General features: G+C 38.5%; 25 protein-coding genes. 15 read left to right on the forward strand and 10 right to left on the reverse strand.

All coding sequences use genetic code 11. The features are described 5' to 3' along the window. Nucleotides 1-3: 3 nt before the first annotated feature. The 11 genes from ACLBWE_RS17465 (at nucleotide 4) to ACLBWE_RS17515 (ending at nucleotide 8,007) form a co-directional block, all read left to right on the forward strand. Nucleotides 4-1,293 (forward strand): DUF2800 domain-containing protein, encoded by a 1,290-nt coding sequence (locus tag ACLBWE_RS17465; protein WP_447604113.1) that lies wholly within the window; start codon nucleotides 4-6, stop codon nucleotides 1,291-1,293. A gap of 5 nt (nucleotides 1,294-1,298) precedes the next feature. Continuing rightward, nucleotides 1,299-1,859, forward strand: coding sequence for a DUF2815 family protein (locus ACLBWE_RS17470; protein ID WP_447604114.1), 561 nt, complete (start codon nucleotides 1,299-1,301; stop codon nucleotides 1,857-1,859). 178 nt (nucleotides 1,860-2,037) lie between these two features. Continuing rightward, a complete protein-coding gene (locus ACLBWE_RS17475; protein WP_447604115.1) occupies nucleotides 2,038-2,364 on the forward strand; it encodes a hypothetical protein in 327 nt (108 codons plus the stop codon). Between the two features lie 35 nt (nucleotides 2,365-2,399). Beyond that, nucleotides 2,400-3,245, forward strand: a complete 846-nt coding sequence (locus tag ACLBWE_RS17480; RefSeq protein ID WP_447604116.1) for a DUF2303 family protein — start codon at nucleotides 2,400-2,402, stop codon at nucleotides 3,243-3,245. Between the two features lie 104 nt (nucleotides 3,246-3,349). Continuing rightward, nucleotides 3,350-5,425, forward strand: coding sequence for a DNA polymerase (locus ACLBWE_RS17485; protein ID WP_447604117.1), 2,076 nt, complete (start codon nucleotides 3,350-3,352; stop codon nucleotides 5,423-5,425). Nucleotides 5,426-5,428: 3 nt separating this feature from the next. After that, nucleotides 5,429-5,626 (forward strand): hypothetical protein, encoded by a 198-nt coding sequence (locus ACLBWE_RS17490; protein ID WP_447604118.1) that lies wholly within the window; start codon nucleotides 5,429-5,431, stop codon nucleotides 5,624-5,626. Further along, nucleotides 5,607-5,870 carry a VRR-NUC domain-containing protein gene (locus ACLBWE_RS17495; protein ID WP_447604119.1) on the forward strand — a complete coding sequence of 88 codons (264 nt, stop codon included), beginning with the start codon at nucleotides 5,607-5,609 and terminating at the stop codon, nucleotides 5,868-5,870. Before ACLBWE_RS17490 ends, ACLBWE_RS17495 begins: the two co-directional genes overlap by 20 nt. Beyond that, a complete protein-coding gene (locus tag ACLBWE_RS17500) occupies nucleotides 5,867-6,061 on the forward strand; it encodes a hypothetical protein (protein WP_447604120.1) in 195 nt (64 codons plus the stop codon). The genes ACLBWE_RS17495 and ACLBWE_RS17500 overlap by 4 nt, the downstream gene beginning before the upstream one ends. Next, a complete protein-coding gene (locus ACLBWE_RS17505) occupies nucleotides 6,048-6,248 on the forward strand; it encodes a hypothetical protein (RefSeq protein WP_447604121.1) in 201 nt (66 codons plus the stop codon). Before ACLBWE_RS17500 ends, ACLBWE_RS17505 begins: the two co-directional genes overlap by 14 nt. Nucleotides 6,249-6,251: 3 nt before the next feature. Continuing rightward, complete coding sequence (locus ACLBWE_RS17510) at nucleotides 6,252-7,649, forward strand: SNF2-related protein (protein ID WP_447604122.1); 1,398 nt, start codon at nucleotides 6,252-6,254, stop codon at nucleotides 7,647-7,649. Between the two features lie 61 nt (nucleotides 7,650-7,710). After that, complete coding sequence (locus tag ACLBWE_RS17515) at nucleotides 7,711-8,007, forward strand: hypothetical protein (protein WP_447604123.1); 297 nt, start codon at nucleotides 7,711-7,713, stop codon at nucleotides 8,005-8,007. 21 nt (nucleotides 8,008-8,028) lie between these two features. Here the strand turns inward: ACLBWE_RS17515 and ACLBWE_RS17520 are convergent, their stop codons facing one another. Further along, on the reverse strand, nucleotides 8,029-8,673 hold the full coding sequence (locus ACLBWE_RS17520) for a hypothetical protein (RefSeq protein ID WP_447604124.1): 645 nt from the start codon (nucleotides 8,671-8,673) through the stop codon (nucleotides 8,029-8,031). A gap of 419 nt (nucleotides 8,674-9,092) precedes the next feature. Here ACLBWE_RS17520 and ACLBWE_RS17525 point away from each other — a divergent pair, with 419 nt between their 5' ends. Beyond that, entirely contained in the window at nucleotides 9,093-9,542 is a 450-nt protein-coding gene (locus ACLBWE_RS17525) for a hypothetical protein (protein ID WP_447604125.1), read from the forward strand. Nucleotides 9,543-9,568: 26 nt separating this feature from the next. On the opposite strand, the gene ACLBWE_RS17530 is transcribed toward ACLBWE_RS17525, so the two are convergent. From ACLBWE_RS17530 to ACLBWE_RS17545, 4 genes are all read right to left on the reverse strand, one after another. Then, nucleotides 9,569-9,913, reverse strand: coding sequence for a hypothetical protein (locus ACLBWE_RS17530; RefSeq protein ID WP_447604126.1), 345 nt, complete (start codon nucleotides 9,911-9,913; stop codon nucleotides 9,569-9,571). Nucleotides 9,914-10,032: 119 nt separating this feature from the next. Beyond that, nucleotides 10,033-10,431, reverse strand: coding sequence for a protein-export chaperone SecB (locus ACLBWE_RS17535; RefSeq protein ID WP_013198424.1), 399 nt, complete (start codon nucleotides 10,429-10,431; stop codon nucleotides 10,033-10,035). A gap of 1 nt (nucleotide 10,432) precedes the next feature. Next, the gene (locus tag ACLBWE_RS17540; protein ID WP_013198425.1) at nucleotides 10,433-10,870 is read right to left on the reverse strand and encodes a hypothetical protein; all 438 of its coding nucleotides are present in this window, start codon (nucleotides 10,868-10,870) and stop codon (nucleotides 10,433-10,435) included. A 3-nt stretch (nucleotides 10,871-10,873) separates the two neighbouring features. Then, a complete protein-coding gene (locus ACLBWE_RS17545) occupies nucleotides 10,874-11,545 on the reverse strand; it encodes a hypothetical protein (protein WP_013198426.1) in 672 nt (223 codons plus the stop codon). Between the two features lie 203 nt (nucleotides 11,546-11,748). On the opposite strand from ACLBWE_RS17545, the gene ACLBWE_RS17550 reads away from it, so the two are divergent. Beyond that, nucleotides 11,749-11,886: a hypothetical protein gene (locus tag ACLBWE_RS17550; RefSeq protein WP_447604127.1), complete on the forward strand. Its 138-nt coding sequence runs from the start codon at nucleotides 11,749-11,751 to the stop codon at nucleotides 11,884-11,886. A 354-nt stretch (nucleotides 11,887-12,240) separates the two neighbouring features. Here the strand turns inward: ACLBWE_RS17550 and ACLBWE_RS17555 are convergent, their stop codons facing one another. Then, complete coding sequence (locus ACLBWE_RS17555; RefSeq protein WP_447604128.1) at nucleotides 12,241-12,570, reverse strand: hypothetical protein; 330 nt, start codon at nucleotides 12,568-12,570, stop codon at nucleotides 12,241-12,243. Nucleotides 12,571-12,692: 122 nt separating this feature from the next. Then, the gene (locus ACLBWE_RS17560; protein ID WP_447604129.1) at nucleotides 12,693-13,139 is read right to left on the reverse strand and encodes a winged helix-turn-helix transcriptional regulator; all 447 of its coding nucleotides are present in this window, start codon (nucleotides 13,137-13,139) and stop codon (nucleotides 12,693-12,695) included. 111 nt (nucleotides 13,140-13,250) lie between these two features. Between ACLBWE_RS17560 and ACLBWE_RS17565 the strand changes: the two genes are divergently transcribed. Beyond that, nucleotides 13,251-14,468 carry an MFS transporter gene (locus tag ACLBWE_RS17565; RefSeq protein WP_447604130.1) on the forward strand — a complete coding sequence of 406 codons (1,218 nt, stop codon included), beginning with the start codon at nucleotides 13,251-13,253 and terminating at the stop codon, nucleotides 14,466-14,468. A gap of 119 nt (nucleotides 14,469-14,587) precedes the next feature. Here the strand turns inward: ACLBWE_RS17565 and ACLBWE_RS17570 are convergent, their stop codons facing one another. Both ACLBWE_RS17570 and ACLBWE_RS17575 read right to left on the reverse strand, forming a co-directional pair. Further along, the gene (locus ACLBWE_RS17570) at nucleotides 14,588-15,850 is read right to left on the reverse strand and encodes a hypothetical protein (RefSeq protein WP_348950578.1); all 1,263 of its coding nucleotides are present in this window, start codon (nucleotides 15,848-15,850) and stop codon (nucleotides 14,588-14,590) included. 325 nt (nucleotides 15,851-16,175) lie between these two features. Continuing rightward, nucleotides 16,176-16,940 (reverse strand): COG4705 family protein, encoded by a 765-nt coding sequence (locus ACLBWE_RS17575; protein ID WP_424608692.1) that lies wholly within the window; start codon nucleotides 16,938-16,940, stop codon nucleotides 16,176-16,178. Nucleotides 16,941-17,166: 226 nt separating this feature from the next. Between ACLBWE_RS17575 and ACLBWE_RS17580 the strand changes: the two genes are divergently transcribed. Further along, on the forward strand, nucleotides 17,167-17,571 hold the full coding sequence (locus ACLBWE_RS17580; protein ID WP_447604131.1) for a hypothetical protein: 405 nt from the start codon (nucleotides 17,167-17,169) through the stop codon (nucleotides 17,569-17,571). Nucleotides 17,572-17,666: 95 nt separating this feature from the next. Here ACLBWE_RS17580 and ACLBWE_RS17585 read toward each other — a convergent pair whose 3' ends face one another. Next, on the reverse strand, nucleotides 17,667-18,914 hold the full coding sequence (locus tag ACLBWE_RS17585) for a mechanosensitive ion channel family protein (protein WP_447604132.1): 1,248 nt from the start codon (nucleotides 18,912-18,914) through the stop codon (nucleotides 17,667-17,669). Between the last annotated feature and the right edge of the window lie 221 nt (nucleotides 18,915-19,135).

Below are 19,135 nucleotides of genomic sequence, written 5' to 3' on the forward strand. Positions count from 1 at the left end.
GTCATGACAGCACATGCAAAGTTAAGTCCTTCTTCTGCCCACCGTTGGATGCGTTGCGCAGGTAGCGTAATTCTTGAGAAAGGACTACCTGATAGCAGCTCAGAGCATGCAGATTTAGGAACAGCGGCACATTTTCTTGCTTCTGAATGTTTAGAACAGGAAAAGAATGCAGCGGATTTTGAAGGGGACACGATTGTCATCTTCAAAGGAAATGCCCACTGGATTTGTGAAAGTCAAAACACTGTTTCTAGCTTCTTTACTGTAGATGCAGAAATGGTTGAAAACGTCCAAGTCTATTTAGATGCGGTACGTGCACAAGCAGAAGGCAATCAGTTACTTGTAGAACAGCGTGTTGATTTTTCCGATTTCGTAGGCGCTGAAGGGGCCTTCGGTACGAGTGATGTTGTAATTCTTACCGAAACAGAAATTCAAGTCCACGACTTGAAATACGGTAAAGGCTTAAAGGTTGATGCCGAAGGAAACGAGCAAACATCACTTTACGGTTTGGGCGCTTTAGCAACGTTCGGAATGTTCGGCGACTTTAAACAAGTACGTATGGTCATCCATCAACCACGCTTAGGCTATCAATCTGAAGCCGTTCTTACAGTCGAAGAACTTTACGAATTTGCCAGTGATGCAAAAGCTTCTGTTTCTCATATCCACTCTTTAGAAGTCGGGTTAGAAGACGGTGACGGAGGCGCAATTGCTGACCTAGAAGGCTCCTTCAATCCGGGTGAAAAACAGTGCCACTGGTGTAAAGCAAAGGCAACTTGCCCTGCTCTACAAAAACACTTGGTCGAGACGATTGCAGGCGAGTTTGAGGATTTAAACCAACTCGATTTGCAAGAAGAAATCATCAATGCAACGGCACTTGTTCCAAGTTTTGAGAATGAACAGCTCAGCAAAATGTATGCAGTTATCCCCCTTCTTGAAGGATGGATTAAAGCAGTTGATTCAACTGTTCATCAAAAAATGCATGCAGGCGAAGCGATACCCGGCTTCAAGATGGTTCAAGGCCGTAAAGGTTCACGCGCTTGGGTTGATGCAGAAGAAGCAGAAAAAATGCTTAAGAGCATGCGCCTTAAAACCGAACAAATGTATGACCTGAAATTAATTAGCCCGACCAAAGCTGAAGCACTTCAAAAAGAAGAAGTTATCGGCCCGCGTCAATGGGCAAAAGTACAAGCACTTATTACTCAGGCGGACGGTAAACCTACTGTCGCACCTGAAAGCGACAAACGTCCTGCCTTGGACATGAAACCACAATTTGAAGATTTAACAGTATCGGAGTAATACCCATGAAAATTCGTTTAAACAATGTACGCCTTGCTTTTCCTGCTTTATTTGAAGCTAAAACCGTTAATGGCGAAGGCGAGCCTGCTTTCTCTGCATCTTTCATCCTTACAGGCGACCATCCGCAAATTGCTGAAATCAACAAAGCAATGGAAAAAATGGGCGCTGAAAAATGGGGCGCGAAATGGCCTCAAGTTAAAAAAGAAATCGAAACCAAAGACCGTATGGCTTTGCATGACGGTGACACTAAAGCGGATTACGAAGGCTATGCAGGTAACTACTTTATTTCTGCGCGTAACAAAACCCGCCCTACTATTTTCGACCGTGACGGTAAAACTCCGTTAGTTCAAGCAGACGGCCGCCCTTATGCGGGTTGCTATGTGAATGCTGCAATTGAGCTTTGGTGCCAAGACAACAACTATGGCAAACGCATCAATGCATCACTTCGCGGTGTGCAATTTCTGAAAGACGGTGAAGCATTCGCAGGCGGTGGCGTAGCGTCTGAAGATGATTTTGATGACTTGAGCGCTGAAGAAGGCGAAGGTGCGGACCCTTTATTCGCATAAAAAAAATATGAGTGAGCCAGTGCGTTAGGAGACCGACGCTAAATCGACAAGCCGCGAGTGTCGATACTGGAAACAACCACGGCAGTAAACGATTTTGCACCTTGACTCGAAAGGCGTTTACCGCGGTCACTGCGAGAGTGTGACTCGAATTTTTAAATCCTTAATGAGGAAAACAAGAATGAATAATTTAACTGATGTACCTCAATTCATTGGTGACCTAAAAGGCGGTGTAGCTGAAAAGCAATTAGGTCTGTTCCTTTCAACTGTTGCGGGCGCGGTAGTAACCCACGGCAAAGCGGGCAAAGTTATTTTGGAACTCACTGTCAATCAGATTTCTGACAGTAGCCAAGTAGAAGTTGCCCACAAAATCAGTTTCAAAGCCCCAACCGAAACGGGCGACAAAAACGAAAATGCAAGCGGCAAAACCCCTATGCATGTTCTTCAAGGCGGCAAGTTGTCTTTAATGCCTGAGCGTATCAAAGCCGAAGACTATCTAAACGGCTAAACCCTTCCTACCAAACTTTATAAGGTAAATAACACATGGAACAATTAAACGTAGACAAAATTGCATCTTTAGCGATTGCGGCTCAAGGCAACTTACCTGTACAGGTTGATAAAACTGCTTCAATCGCAATTGTGCCAGAAGGTTTTAAAATTTATAGCACGGAAAAATACAATTCTTTGCGCGACCGTTTCCGCGGAACTTTCCAAACAAACAATATTGAATCTTTTGTTGATTATGCAAAAGCTCGTGGCGTTGCAGGTTTAAAAAACTTCATCAACACCACAGGCACTTTAAAAACTGAAGCGTTTTTTAACATTGGTGATGAAGCCGACCCTGGTCACGCAGATGACACTGCAACTTTAGTTTTGATTAAAAAACCTGAATTTATAGCGTTTGAACATGCAAATGGTCGTCGTTTTGATCAAGAAACTTTAATCGATCTTTTAGACGATTGGGCCGAGTTCATTACTTTCAAAGGCAAAACCCTCGTAGACGGTGCGCTTGTAGATACTTCTATCGCATTTGAAAAAGGCATTCGCGCACTTCGCAAAGTGAAACTTACCAAAGGCACTGAAGTAAACAGCCATGTAGCTGAAATGGGCTATCAAAAAAGCGCAGCTGAAAGCATGGAAGCCACAGGTGTAGATGCCGATCTGCCTACAACAATTGTTCTTAACACTGAAAGCTTCAAAGGCTTGCCTGTTGAATCAGTGCTTATTTCTGTACGTATTTCCGTGAAAGATTCAGACCCTATTTTCATTTTGCGAATTGTAGGTAAAGACAATCACGACCAAAAACGTGCCGACCAATTTATTGAAATTCTCAAAAATAAATTGGCTGCGCTTGAAGGTGAATTCTATCAAGGCGTTTTCGAAGCCTAACAACTTAAAGCATCCCGCATTTAGCGGGTTGCTTTGGAAAGTGAATGTATTGCTGACCCTCTGCGTTCACTTTACCAAAGCAAAAATAATTAGAGACGATCATCATGAACGATACCCTTTGGCTTGACCTTGAAACCTATTGCCCTGTGCCAATTAAAAACGGCACACACGCTTATGCAGAACAAGTTGAAATTATCGTATTTGCATGGGCATTCAATGACGGTCCTGTTCATGTTGAAGATGTAACAGCTAACCCTTTATCAAATGAGCTTTGCAAATTACTGAATGATCAAAGCATAAAGCTAATTGCACATAACTCGCACTTTGACCGTACTGTTTTGCGGCATGCTTTACCAAAAATGGGCCTTGATATTCAACTACCAATCGAACGTTGGGAAGACACAATGGTCCAAGCTTTGAGCCATTCGCTACCCGGCTCACTCGATGCACTTTGTGAAATTTTCAAGATTGATAAGGACAAGGCAAAAGACAAAGCGGGTAAACAACTTATCCAGCTTTTCTGTAAGCCCCGCCCCGCTAATCAAAAGTTACGCCGCGCTACTGGTGAAACACATCCGCTTGAATGGGCACGTTTCCTTGAATATGCGAAGAACGATATTTTAGCTATGCGTGAATTGCGCAATAAAATTCCTAAGTGGAATTATCGCGGGGCTGAATTAGCGCTTTGGCATCTTGACCAAAAAATTAATGACCGCGGTGTTTGCATTGATCTTGATCTAGTTGCAGCTGCAATCGAAGCAGTAGACAAAGCCCAAGTAGGTTTGGCTAAACGCACGGTTGCTTTAACGGATGGTCAAGTACAGGCGGCTACTCAACGCGACGCAATGTTAAAACACATTCTCGAAGCACACGGTGTTTCACTGCCAGACATGCAAAAGTCAACCTTAGAGCGTCGAATTAATGACGACTCTTTGCCGCTTGCAGTGCGCGAACTGATTGCGGTGCGTTTACAGGCTTCAACTACCAGTACAGCCAAATACAACGCCCTTGCCAAAGGTACAAGCTCAGATGGTCGATTACGCGGAACGCTTCAATTTAATGGAGCTTCACGCACTGGACGTTGGGCAGGCCGATTATTTCAACCTCAGAACTTGCCACGTCCTGCACTTAAACAGTCAGTAATTGACGAAGGCATTGAGACTTTAAAAATCGGCTGTGCGGATATGTTCTATGAAAATGTTATGGAGCTAACCAGTTCGGCAATCCGTGGTTGTATCTGCGCGCCTGAAGGTAAAAAGCTTGTTGTAGCCGATCTATCAAACATCGAAGGCCGTGCGTTAGCATGGCTTGCGGGGGAATCATGGAAAATCAAAGCGTTCTATGATTTCGACGCAGGCAAAGGACACGACCTTTATAAATTGGCGTATGCAAAATCGTTTGGCGTATCGCCTGAAGACGTAGACAAAGAACAACGTCAAGTGGGTAAGGTTCAAGAATTGGCTTTAGGTTATGAAGGCGGTGTAGGGGCATTTTTAACGTTCGCTGCGGCATATGGCCTAGACCTTGACGACATGGCGGCACAAGCTTTTGACAGCATTGACCCAAGCATAATGAACGAAGCAATTCGCGCTTATGAATGGCACAAGAAAGAAAAACGCACCACGTTCGGTTTAAAGAAAAATACATGGTTAGTTTGTGACTCGTTCAAACGCTCATGGCGTTATGCCCATCCGAATATCTCTGCGTGGTGGAACGAGCTTCGCGTGGCAGCGATTAATGCCATTAACAACCCAGACAAAGCTTTTCCATGTCGCAAAGTGACTTTCATTAAAAAAGGCTCTTGGCTTTACATCAAATTGCCGAGCGGTCGTTTCCTTTGTTATCCGGGTGCAAAAGCGAACGACAACAGAATTTCTTACATGGGCAATAACCAATACACACGTAAATGGGAACGCCTTTCTACCTATGGAGGCAAGTTTGCCGAGAACATTACGCAAGCGGTTGCCCGTGATGTGCTAGGACACAACATGCCCTTAATTGAAATTTCAGGCTACGAAATTGATTTAACTGTACACGATGAAGTGATTACAGAAGCCGATGACGTACCGGAATACAACCACGAACATTTATCAAGCCTGCTTGCTACCAATCCCGAATGGGCACTTGATTTGCCTTTAGCGGCAGCAGGCTTTGAGTCATATCGCTATAAGAAGGATTAAGAAATGGTTGAGCAAGATAACGAGCCAAGTTGGCAAGAAATGGATAAAGCGATTTTCATTCTCGAAAACAATTTAGAGCTATTTGTGGACCGCCATAGCCAAACTGGTTACTCATGGTTTTTACCAGACCGTGCTGAAATGGAGCGCCTTTATTTTGAACTTAGAAAGGTGTTTGTAGAACATGCGCGAATCGGTAATTGAAAAACGCCTAGTGCAATGTGTTGAAGCACTAGGCGGTGAAGTACGCAAAGTTAAATGGATTGGTCGCAACTCTGCCCCTGACCGTATCGTGATGCTTCCAGACAATACGTTTTGGGCAGAGCTAAAAGCACCAAACCAAAAACCAACAGCAGCACAAGCCCGTGAGCATGAACGCATGCGCAAGATGGGTCAGCGAGTTGAAGTCATAGACAGCTTAGAGCGAATTGAGGAGTTACTAAGATGATTAATGAAGCTAAAGAAAAGCAAGCTCATGAAGATTGGTATAAGAATGAAGACCCGATTTCATACAAGTTTTTTAAAGATCTTAGTCCTGAATACCTAACAGATTTTTATACGAGCGAGAAAGCTTGGTTAGCACGGGCCAACGTTCAGACAGCACTGCTTGAAGTGAACACCACCAATGAAAAAAACTAAAAGTTACTATAAAGAAAGGCTTTATTGGGCTTTACGCGCTACTAAGAAAAAGAAAACCCAATTAAATTGGCACCATGCAATGAACACCGCATGTACAGGTTCAACCCATGGGCATCAATTGTGCGTTGAATTGGGGGTAAATCCGAACGGCTTTGACTTTGTTAAATCTGAAGACAAAGGAAATTAAACAATGACTCAACCACTTGAATACAAGCCGCACGATTACCAACATTCAATTATCAATCACATTCTTGATAATGATCGTTGTGCGGTATTTGCGGGAATGGGTACAGGTAAAACGTCTTCTACCCTCACCGCTTTGGAAATTCTTGAGATGTTCGAGCCGGGGCCCGCGCTTGTAGTTGCACCTTTGCGCGTTGCCGCTACCACTTGGCCCGATGAGGCTAAGAAATGGCAGCACCTTCAAAACTTTAAGGTCGTTGCGATTGTCGGTTCACCTGAAGAGCGTGTACGTGCTTTAAAACAGAAAGCCAATGTCTACACTATTAACTATGAAAATTTACCATGGTTACTTTCATTTCTTGGTAGCGATTGGCCTTTTGCAAAAGTGGTTGCCGATGAAAGCACCAAGCTAAAAGGCTTTCGTCTAAGACAAGGTTCGGTTCGCGCCCGTGCCTTAGGTAAAGTTGCACATACTCGAGTCAAAAGATTCATTGAATTAACAGGAACCCCTGCACCCAACGGACTTAAAGATCTATGGGGTCAACTTTGGTTTATCGATCGTGGCGAAAGATTAGGCACAAGTTTCGGTGCATTTACTGCGCGTTGGTTCCAACAAGTGCAAGTAGGTGCTGACCGTAATGCCGTAAACCTTGTACCGTTTGAACATAGTCAAGGTGAGATTCACGGAAAAATTAAAGACGTTTGTTTAAGCATCGAAGCTAAAGATTACTTTGATATTAAAGAGCCAATCTTTCGCCCGATCGAAATAGAGCTTACGGGTAAAGCCTTGAAGACTTATGAAGAAATGGAAAAGGAAATGTTCATTGAACTTGCAGAAACAATCGAAGTTGAAGCATTCAATGCAGCTTCAAAAACAATGAAATGTTTGCAGATTGCAAGCGGCTCTATTTATACCGATGAAAACGGCACTTGGCACCCAATCCATGATTTAAAAATTCAGGCACTTGAATCGGTAATTGAAGAAGCGGCAGGCATGCCAGTTTTAGTTGCATACCATTTTAAAAGCGACCTTGAGCGTTTATTAAAAGCATTTCCAAAGGGTCGCCATTTAGATAAAGACCCTAAAACAATTCACGATTGGAACGCGGGCAAAATCCCTGTGCTGTTCGCCCACCCTGCAAGCGCAGGCCACGGGCTGAATTTACAAGACGGTGGGAATATTCTTGTGTTCTTTTCCCACTGGTGGGATTTAGAGCAATACCAACAAATTATTGAACGTATTGGACCAACGCGCCAAGCGCAAGCAGGCTATGACCGCCCTGTTTATATCTATCACATCATTGCAAAAGGCACGATGGACGAAATCGTTATGGAGCGCCGTGAGTCAAAACGCGAAGTACAAGATTTATTAATGGAGGCTATGAAAAAGCGATGCGAAGTTTAATTGAAAAAGACATCGAAGATTTACCAGAAGAAATTTTAATTAGCATTGGAGAAGTAGCGTAATGGGAAAATATATTGTTGTAGTTGAATCGGACAAACCACCGCAAATTTTTGTGCACGATAATGTGCCTAATATTGGTAAGGTTCTGGAAATCAAAGCGGAAGAAATACCAAACCGTGTACCGGCTTCATGGTTAATGGAACGATATAATTTATCTAGAAAAACCATTATTGATGAGTTAAGACCATTCAATCTCGGCGGTGATGGTAAGCACCTTTATAGCCCTGCTACCGTCATGCCGATTTTGGATAATCTTAGTAAGGCCAAAGCCCAACGGCAAGCTAGACGTAAAAACTAAAAAAAGGCGCTATATGCGCCTTTAATTTTTCTCATTTAGATAACTGAAGTAGAATTCTGCTAGCTCAATTGAACAATAACTCTCAAATTTTATAAGAACCATTTTCCATTGTTTGAGTACCTCCCCGTTAATAGTGTTAACGTTGAAATTTCCAAGGTCTTTAAGTACCAACCCAAAGTATTCACTGGAAATATTTTTTAACTGCTCTATATGAAATTCTAAATTTTTACGTTGAATAGACAAAGCCTCACTACTATTATTTTTTAGAGTCCTAATGCAATATTCATACTCTGTTAAAAGTATTATTATGTTTTCAGTTTCACGATAGAATTTTTGACCATCAAGCCATGCTTTAGCTAAATACTCCTCTCCTTCTTTTACAGTAGACCCTTCAATTTTAAATATTTCTCTAGACATACTATCGAAAGAGTTATTTAAATTGATTGACTTATTCTTGAGATTTGTATGATATTGCTCAATCAATTTAAAGGTATGTTCCACTCTCCAATCACTAAATAGATAATAGGCGACCATAGCTGCTACCAAGGTGGCAAATGCGGAAAGGTAGTCGCCATCTATACACAAATATTTTTTAATAAATATTGAAGTACTTAAGCAAAATATAAACAAGATAATGGAAAGCGAAATAATTTTAAGCATTTTCATGGTATTTTTAATCTGAAGAAGCCCAAGATCATTTTACTTATAATACAGCACAAAATATGCATTTTGTTACAACAAAATTGTCCTGCCCCCATTGCGCCACCACTACATTTTAAACAATTGATTTATATAAAATATTATAACCTTGCCAAGGTTGGGGTCGCGAGTTCGAGTCTCGTTTCCCGCTCCAAAATTTAAAAACCACTTAATTCGAAAGAATTAGGTGGTTTTTTATTATCTGTTAATTAACTAAAATCGAGCTACGCCTGACTGTTTCTTATCTAATGGATCTTAATAACTAATATTTAAAATTATTTTGGTATAACGACGAAAATTGATCTGTAACTATTACAAAGTAAATTTATAGAATTTAAAACCACTTTAGAGAAAGAAAAAAATGGGCTTAATTAGCTGTAAAGAATGTGAAAAAATTTAGTAATCTTGCTTATGCATGTCCTAAGTGTGGTGCACCAACAGCATACTCAACAGGAACAAATGAGGTATCTATCCAAACTAATACCCCTTCTTCTTTTGATTTACTTGAGAAGGAAACTCACAATCAAATCATGACTTATTATTGGAGTTTACATGATCAGATCACCCAGTTAGGTGGTGACGTACCAGAAAAGCCAAATTATCCTGAAGAAGAGATTGTAAGAGCAATAATTACTAGAATAATGCACTCTCAAAGGATGTTTTTAACTATTAATCATTTTGATGGAAAACCTCAGATCCAATTCATTCCAAATGATTGTTGGATTTTAACTAGTGAGAATATTGTAAAAATTATTGCTGACCGTGAAGGTTCTAAAAAAGAGCTTTTACCTGATATTATTCAAGCCGCAGTAACTCGGTTGGCTAAAGCACCTTAGGGTGCTTTAATCTCATTTTATAACTTTTATTTGCCACTATATTCAGTAAGAAATTTCATACAATCGTTAAAAGTTTCATTTATGTATTCAAGAATTATTGTTTCTTTTTCTTCCTTTGATCTTCCCAAAGGTGTTTTGTATGCTCCATCAAGCGCAAGTTTTAACATGGCTTGTGTATTTTTATCTTTATTGATTAGTGATTTGTACATATGTGCAGCAGGGATTCCTTTTTGCCTAGCTTGTACTGCAGATTCCGCCACCTCAGCAAACCCTGAACATTTCTCAACTATTTTATCAGTTGTGAGTGGCTCATTAGCAAAGGTCTGTGTAGAAATAATTGTAGATATAGCTAAAAACAAAAGCTTTTTCATTATTCTCTCCTCACGAATAAGAAGAGAATACCAGAAAGCATATTATTGAGCAGCAGATATAAGCCTTCATTAAAAAACCACCCGCAGGTGGTTTTATTTATTTCCATATAATATTTCTATTAAGAGTCTTTGTAAAACCAAAGTGGTAAATATACAGGCTCAACACCACTATTGGCGAATAATGTATTTAAAAAGCTTCTCATATATGGATAACATATACTTGGTATACAATTATTCAACTTCTGCTCAACTTCCTCTTCATCAATTACTTCAAACCGAAAAAACATATCAATAACAGCTAGCTCCTTTACTTCATCGTTATCTTCTAAAAGCTTTGGTTCATGCTTAAATTGATAATGAACAAAATAAATACCATCTACGCTATCAGTAGGCTGAATAATTTCATGATTAAGTGGTAAATCTTCAACAGTTTTAACTTTAGAAAAAAAATCCATTAAATCTGAATTAAAAATCACAAGACTTCTCATGACCTTATGGTCAAGTAGTTTAACACTCATTTTAATTTCTCAAAGGAGTCCGAGTTAAATTCTGTGAAGCAATTTCATCATAAGTTTTAAAATTATAATCTTCAATGAAAGCATTAATTGGTGTTGATTGAGGAAGTAAAGTGATCGCCTGCTTCATAATACTTCCTTTAAGTACATGAACTACACTTTTTAAACTCTCATACTGAACTTTATTATAAAAATCATGAATAGAATTAGTTGCTCCAACTATCCTAGCTGCACGAACAAGTTCATCTCTTCTATTTAAAGAATTAAACTGCTCTTTAATTAAATCCAAAGCGTGATCATGCTCTTCAACTATTTCTAGGGTAGGAGAATTGTCACAACTAGCAAAAACAACACTTTGATGTTCTGCTACAAATTGTTCTGGAGTCGTATTTTCTTTCCATGCCAGTAAAGCTGCTCTAGCTTGTTGTCTTTTAGTAGCCATGATTTACTCCAAAAAACACTCAACGTACTCTTGAGGGTGTATAGGTGTGGAAGCAGTAATATATGAGTGTGCTTCTTCAAATATACATATCTGAGGTCTACCCATAGGTCTAAAACTATCAGAACTACTTGTAGACTTGGGTGTCATTTTTAATGTTTTATGTTTACCAATATATCTAAACATTGGTTCAGCAACCCAACAATCTGTGATTGTAATTGCTAAATATGGAAATATTTCTGGATGGCGCTTTCTAAAGAAATGAAGAACTGTACTTACAGTAGGAGTTGGGATTTGGGTAACCAAACCACGCTTTTTAGAATCTTCATAGAATTCTAAATAAGTCTCTACCAATAAGAAGAAATCATCTTCATCATCAGGGTTTTCAATAAGATCGTAAACATCCTCTCTCGCAAGAGAAATATCATAACGAGTAATTAAAAAATCTGATTTAAGTCGACTCTCTCCCCACCATAAAGCATATCTATCACTATTTAGCCAAAAATAATATCCATCAGTTAGCCACTGATATACTTCATTTTTCTTATCAGTTTTATGACTATTCTCCACTAAAACTGATTTAGCTAAATGAGGTAATTCTTTAGCACTAGCCCTGATATCATTAAAATCACATCGTGTGGTTTGATATCCATAGCATGTTTTTAAACTAGCTGACACGACGTTCCTTTATTAATTAAATTAAAAGAAAATATAACTTTATGAGCAAAGTAAATATATCTTTTACACCAAAAAACAAGTACTTAAGATTATAAAATATTAACAAATGTTAATATTCGTTATATGGAGTGAATAGTACGTACTAATGACAAAAGTGTCAATATCGAATCGTAGCGTCGTTGTCAATAGAGCAGCCGTATTATGTGTCAACAACACCGCTAAGTTACGTCGCGCAGTCGCAGTTAAGTACCGCACGTCAGCATTTAAGTCTTCGTCGCTCATTGCGTCGCATTCTTATATATCCTATCCAAAAACATATCGTCTATATAAAACCAGCTTAAGCTTTTTACTTCTCAGCAAACTGTCTAACTTTTCTTAAATCATCAGATTTATGGAATAGCAGTCCTAGTTTCATTATGTTTTCATAAGTTAATAATCGATTTCCACGTTTACAGTAACTTTCGAGTTGAGCAAGATTATTTTCATAGCCTCTCAAATCATAGATTAGCTTCTTAAATGCATCATTTTGCATACCAGCCGGATCTCTAATCTCTCGGTGTATTCTTTCAAAATAGGCTTTGAGTTTCTCTGCTTCATGCCATTGAACTATCACACTGTATTTATTAGATTGGATGTTTAAAAGCTAATTATGTAATTATTACTGCCTTCCAGTTAACCATTTCTCACTAACACCCTCATATATTTTTAGCTAATTCTTTTACCAAACATTGTTCATGCCACGTGGTTTGAAAATTCTCGACAGCTTTTGACTTAATGAGAGGGTCTTCAAATAATTTTGAAGAATATGCAGATTTGATAAGCTCTTGATAAATTTGTTTTGCTTGTTCCTCTTCAAGATGATTCGCTATTTCATGTAGCTCTTTAGCTGGCACTTCATGTTGTCTAGCATCCATCACTCCACTTGCTGCTTTTTTAACAGTTTCGCAGTAATGAAGCTGCATTGCTTCTGACGCTGCATAACATGGAATAGAAATTGCGCTGATAAAGAGGAATATAAATCTCATAGTCTCACCTTAATTTGACGCGCAAGGTTAACAACTAATTTCCCAAAATTTAAGTTAAGAAAGGTTAATTTTTCTTTTCTCCGCTTTTACAGTTGCAAAAGAATGAGACGGCGCGATTAATTTCATTTCACCTTTTGCACTTGAGTATCAGACGCATTAAGCACTTTTCCATCTGCTCTGACTGGCGCCATGAATGGAATTTGCTGACCTGTATTTTTATCAATTAATAGAGAATGAGGCTCACCACTTTCAAATAAATTGTGCTCTCCCCATTGTCGCAAAGCCACAACCACTGGAAACAAACTCTCCCCTTTAGCTGTCAACACATATTCTTGATAAGCAGTACCATCCGAAGCGTCTTGCATTTCAAGAACGTCTGCATCAACTAACTTTTTCAGTCGATCAGAAAGAATATTTCGCGCAACTCCCAGACTCCGCTGGAAGTCTCCAAAACGGCGCATTCCATCAAAAGCATCACGCACAATAAGTAATGACCACCGATCTCCTATGAGATTGACACAGCGTGCAACAGGACAAGGTTCATCTTTCAAAGATGTAGTGTTCGCCATTGAGTTTCCTTAAAAATAATCAGGAATAAAATATCTAGTTGCATTTTAAAACTAGTCAATCTAACATTCAACTAGTTTCATTTTAAAACTAGATTAAATGGATTTAGGGTTATGAAAGCTTCTCTTGCATCTTCAACTTCACCCACAGCAAACAATAGACCGCTTTCGAGCATGCCTCGTGGCGTAATTTTGATGTTTGCTATTGCAAGTAGTGCAAGCGTAGCAAATGTCTATTATGCACAGCCTTTGCTCGACATATTGGCTAGAGACTTTAGCATTAGTCATGCCGCCATCGGTGGTGTGGTTACAGCCACGCAAATTGGTTGTGCGCTAGCCCTCGTGTTTCTGGTGCCGTTGGGTGATCTTGTAAATCGGCGTCGATTAATGGCTATACAGTTACTGGCTCTGGTATCTGCATTGCTAATTATTGCATTTGCTCATTCTGTTGTTGTTCTTTTGGCAGGAATGCTTGCTGTGGGTTTACTGGGCACAGCCATGACACAAGGGCTTATTGCTTATGCTGCGAGTGCTGCTCTCCCACATGAGCAAGGGCATGTGGTTGGTACTGCACAAAGTGGTGTATTCATTGGTTTATTGCTTGCCCGAGTGTTTTCAGGAGGAATCAGTGATGTAGCGGGTTGGCGTGGCGTTTACTTTTGTGCAGCCATCATCATGCTCATGATTGCGTTACCACTCTGGAGACGACTTCCTCATTTAAAAGTTCAGCCCGTTTCAATGCGCTACCCGCAGCTTCTGGCCTCTATGTTAAAACTGCTACACCAAGAAAAAGTACTTCAAGTTCGCGGTGTCTTAGCTTTACTCATGTTCGCGGCATTCAATATTTTTTGGAGCGCACTAGTATTACCGTTGAGTGAGCCACCTTATAGTTTTTCACACACGATTATTGGATCTTTTGGACTTGTCGGAGTTGTTGGTGCACTGGCTGCCGCACGTGCGGGTTATTGGGCCGACCGCGGATATGCTCAGCGTACAAGCTTAGCAGCACTCGTAATATTACTGCTCGCTTGGGGTCCTCTTTCACTCATGGCATACTCACTCTGGGCACTGGTGATTGGCATAGTATTGCTAGACTTGGGCGGACAAGCTTTACATGTGACCAATCAGAGTATGATTTTTCGTACTCGTCCAGAAGCTCATAGCCGGCTTGTTGGGCTCTACATGCTATTTTATGCAATTGGTAGTGGACTGGGTGCGATCAGTACAACAGCTACTTATGCCCATGCTGGATGGCTTGGCGTGTGTGCTCTAGGTGCAGGTGTAAGTCTGTTGGCACTATTATTTTGGTGGATGACACGTAAAGTCTCTTAAGTAGTAATAACGTCTACTCTCAAATAGAAAAACCACATCACCCAAGAGAATAATGTGGTTTTTTAAATTATTTATATGGATAAAAATATTTAAATATCTTAAAACTAATAATTACTATCTCAGGATGGGCAGATATTAATATTTATTGTGTAAAGATCATCATCTGCACCATTTAATGCAGACAAGCCAAATTTAATATTTGAGTTCTGATCATCACCTGCATAGATTGTAAATCCCAAGGGATTTTTATTCCATTTAACTTCTTTTTCGCGATAATTTCTTGCTGTAGTTAATTGATTTGTAGCTGCTTGCTGATTATCTTTAAACCGTGGACATGAAAATGCCCACATAAATCCATAGTTAGGATTATCTCCTCTCTTGAATCTTAAAGCCATCGAACATCCTTCTAAGAAAGTATTATCATTTTCCCAAATAATAACTGCGTAGTGACAAATTTGATCAATCGGTTCCACTGGTTCAAAACCAGGTGGATAAATTACGTCTGGATCAAATTTTGGAATATCAATTAAAATTGGATCATTTGTACTTGGGGTAACAGAATTTGACTTAAAGTCATCTACAATTTTCCAGTCATAATTTTTATCCCAATTATAAACCTGCAACCTAATCGTATATTTCCGATTTATGAAATTCCATAAGGCCATTAACCCAATAAAGACAATAATAAAAATCACTGTTGCAGCTAAAACAAATAAACCCACAGGACCGATTGTAAAACTAAAAGAAGCAAAACCAAGAGCAGATGCCGCTGTCGCTAAAACTAAAGATAAGGCTGTAACAGCAAATGCTAATGCTTTAAATAGAATAGCTGCCAATGCAACCGCAACAATGAGTGCTAAAGCCATAATAGGAAGCATTGATTTATAGCTAAAATTGTAAGAATGAATACCTACAATATTTCCAGTTGCAGTATACGAACCAATTTGCATCACACATTGATATGTTACATTTCCATCTGCATCAGTCAAGCTACGCATTTCTTCAGGAAAAACCCACATACTGCCTTTTTTTGAATAGCTTAGATAAAATTCCTTACCATCTTTTCCACGTACACGTGTCCAAGCTTTCTCTTTGTTAAGTTTAATATTTTCATGAATAGGATCTATATCTTTTTGCGCCTCCTTTTGTAGATTTTGTATAGCCTTAAAATCATTATTTACATAAAGGCTTTTTACCCGATCTGAGGTAACTAACCGTGGGGTATTTTGTACACCAAGTTCAATTTCATCTTTAGTATCTTTCAATACATTTGCTTGATTATCTAGTTGATATTTTAGAAAATCGTCATGTGCAGAACCTACAATTTCAACATCTTTAAAAAATGAAGGTAATGCATTTCGAGGTAAAGTTTTATTAGTCATAATGTAATTTCCAATAATTATTAAATCAATTTCATTATTAATAACAAGTATTATTTCTTAATAAAAACATCAATTAAGAAGTATTTTAAGTATGGAATTAGATAATTTTAAATATATGTATTTAAGATTTTAAAATCATCTATTTTTATTCTAACTTCTTTTTAATTTTATTCTTTGCATTTTTGTATATTTTTTAACCAAAAATTAAGTTAACTTAAAATCTACTTATGAATTATTAATTAATTATTTATAATAAAATTTTTAAGGAATATTATTAATATCTCTATAAATGAGAAAATTGAATAATATTCCTCAATCTAGAAAATTAATGAGACGTCTGTGCTGCTTTAGGTTTAAAGACAATTAAACAGACAACGATAAAAGCCAACAAAACAAAAGACGCACTAAATCTGCTTAACTCTAATCCACCATGCGCGATAGGTTTATCAAGAAAATCGCCCAATACTGCACCTAGAGGTCGAGTAAGGACAAAGGCCAACCAAAATAATAAGGTTCTTGAAATTTTGGTATAAAAATAGCAGATTGCTAACACCAACAATAAAGTGCCAAAAATTAAAGCAGCGCTCGTATACCCTAACCCTTGAGTATCTGCGGTCCAATCTCCTAAAGCCGTCCCTAATGTTTGAGAAAACATGATTGTTAGCCAATAGAAAGCTTCACTTTTTGCAGATTGGATACTTTTTACCGAAATTGTGCCACAGCTTAAATACCAGACAAACAGAGATAGGCCCAATAAAATAAGTAATATTAAACTGCCTCCTGCATAGCCCACTCCTAGAGTTCGGTCAACAAAATCGGCAATTGTTGTTCCTAACGTCGTAGTGGCAATGATCGTTGCCCAGTAGAAAAATGAGTTATAGTTTTTAGCTTTAATTTGCAGTCCGACAAATACTGCAAAGATCCCTGCAAAAATTGCAGTACTGATCACATATCCCAAATTTAGGGACATAGATAACGCATCTCCAGCAGTTTCACCTAGCGTTGTGGCTGCAATTTTAACTATCCAGAATAATAAGGTGACTTCAGGAACTTTACTCAAGGTTTTAGATAAATTCTCATGACTAATCATTGTATGTTCTCCCAACATACACATTTATTAGCTCCTATCTAAAGGTCTGTGCCTTAAGATCAAATTAAGATTAATAATAAATTACAAATACCTTTTTCAAAAAGGTTTACACAATACACTTCCCCCAAAACACAGACGAAAAAGACAACAATATATAAATTAGCAAAATATTCTCTAACAATCTAAAGGTTGATATGCAACGTTAGTCCATTACTATCAAAAATACATGGAAGTCCCTAAAGGAACAAAATTGGGTATTAATAATAAATTGATTTGCATAGTTGTGTTGGTACTCCTTACGGGATGTCAGCGACAAGAAGCGAACGAAAATACAAGTGCTGTAAAACTCCCTGTTTATCAGTTTAATGGCGTTTCTGCATCAGCACGCTTAAAAGGAATATTGCAGCTAAAACAAGAGTGTCTTTATGTGAACGATATACTCATTATTTTTCCAGAACACACAGCTCAGTGGGATTCTGAAAAAGAATCTTTAAGTTATAAAGGCAAGCACATCGCCTTAGGCAGTGAATTAGATATTGCTGGAGGGGGCGGTGATTTTGAGCAAGATAACCTACGCATTAAACATTTAAGCCCAATGTGTGATCATCAAAATATTTGGTTTGCTGGATAATCTACAGTGAAGGATTCGAGTTCAATATTGAAAGAAAGCCCCCATATGGGAGCTTTTTCAAAGTAGTTTAAAACCTGTTATCTACAGATAAAAACTTAACTTGGATGAATTTCTGACGTTAATCTTTGCAAATCATGACCCGAAGGCGCTTGGTAAACACGTAAACCAAATTCAGGAAGAATCGCAATTAAATGATCAAAAATGTCTGACTGGATCGCCTCATAGGAAACCCATGCAGTTGTATTGCTAAATGCATAAATTTCTAAAGGCAACCCTTGGCTGGTCGGCTGTAATTGGCGAACCATAATCGTTTGATTTTGAGCAATCCCCTTATGTTGGCGCAAATAAAATTCAACATAGGCTCTAAATGTACCGATATTGGTTAAACGGCGTTTGTTATAACGAGATTGATTGCTTAAATGTTTATTGAATTCTTCGATTTCAGAATTCTTTGCATCAAGATATTGATCTAATAATAAAAATTCTTTGAGCTTTTGTTGCTCTTCATCAGTCATAAAATGAACACTACTTTGATCGAGAAAGAGTGAACGTTTCATACGACGACAACCTGAATTACTCATACCGCGCCAGTTTTTAAACGTATCAGTAACGAGCTTATTGGTTGGAATGGTGGTGTAGGTTTTATCAAAATTTTGAACAGTCACTGTATGTAGTGAAATATCGATCACATCACCATCTGCATTCAGTGAAGGCATCTCAATCCAGTCACCAATACGAACCATGTCGTAAGACGCAATTTGCACACTAGCCACTAAAGACAAAATCGTGTTTTGGAAAACGAGCATTAATACTGCTGCCATCGCACCAAAACCAGCAAGTAAAGTGAACACATCCTTTTTAAGGAATGTTCCCAAAATCATCAGGCCACAAACAACGAATAAAATTAATTTAACAAGTTGAAGGTAACCTTTAATCGGCTTGTTTCTAGATTTTGGATTACGCTGATAAATCAGGTTAAAGATATTTAACACTTCGCTAACTGTAAGCGCGAGCGTAAGAAAAATAAATGCTTGCGCCCCCATTTCGACAAAAGAAATGAACTTTGGAGTTAGATGAGGAACTGTTGCAATACCGTTCATAATTACAACAGCGGGAACAATATTTGCAAATTTCTTTATGACACTATGCTGGGCAAAAATAGATTGATTGGGTGATTTGAACTTTGTGACTAAGTGACGAACGCCCCGAACAATAATGCGTTTAGCAATAAAATTTGCTATTGCTGCAAATAAAATCAAAATCGTGAGTGAAACAAACATTTCTAGCCAAGGATAATGGCTTAATTCGACTCGAATATCACGAAAAAAATTTAAAAAATCCAAACTCATACCCCTTAAAACTTTATTTTCTAGAATTTTAAGGGTTAAAGCATTTGATAATAAGACTTGTTTACATATGTAGTCATAAATACAACAACTAAGTTATATACCCTGTCCAAATTTAATTACGAATCTCATGATTTTTGACCCTTAACTATGATGTCTTAGCTACTTATTTCTTAGATCGTTTATATAACGTAGATCGAACGAATCGGTTCATTTAG

The sequence above is a fragment of the Acinetobacter sp. M5A5_2a genome, assembly GCF_053345265.1.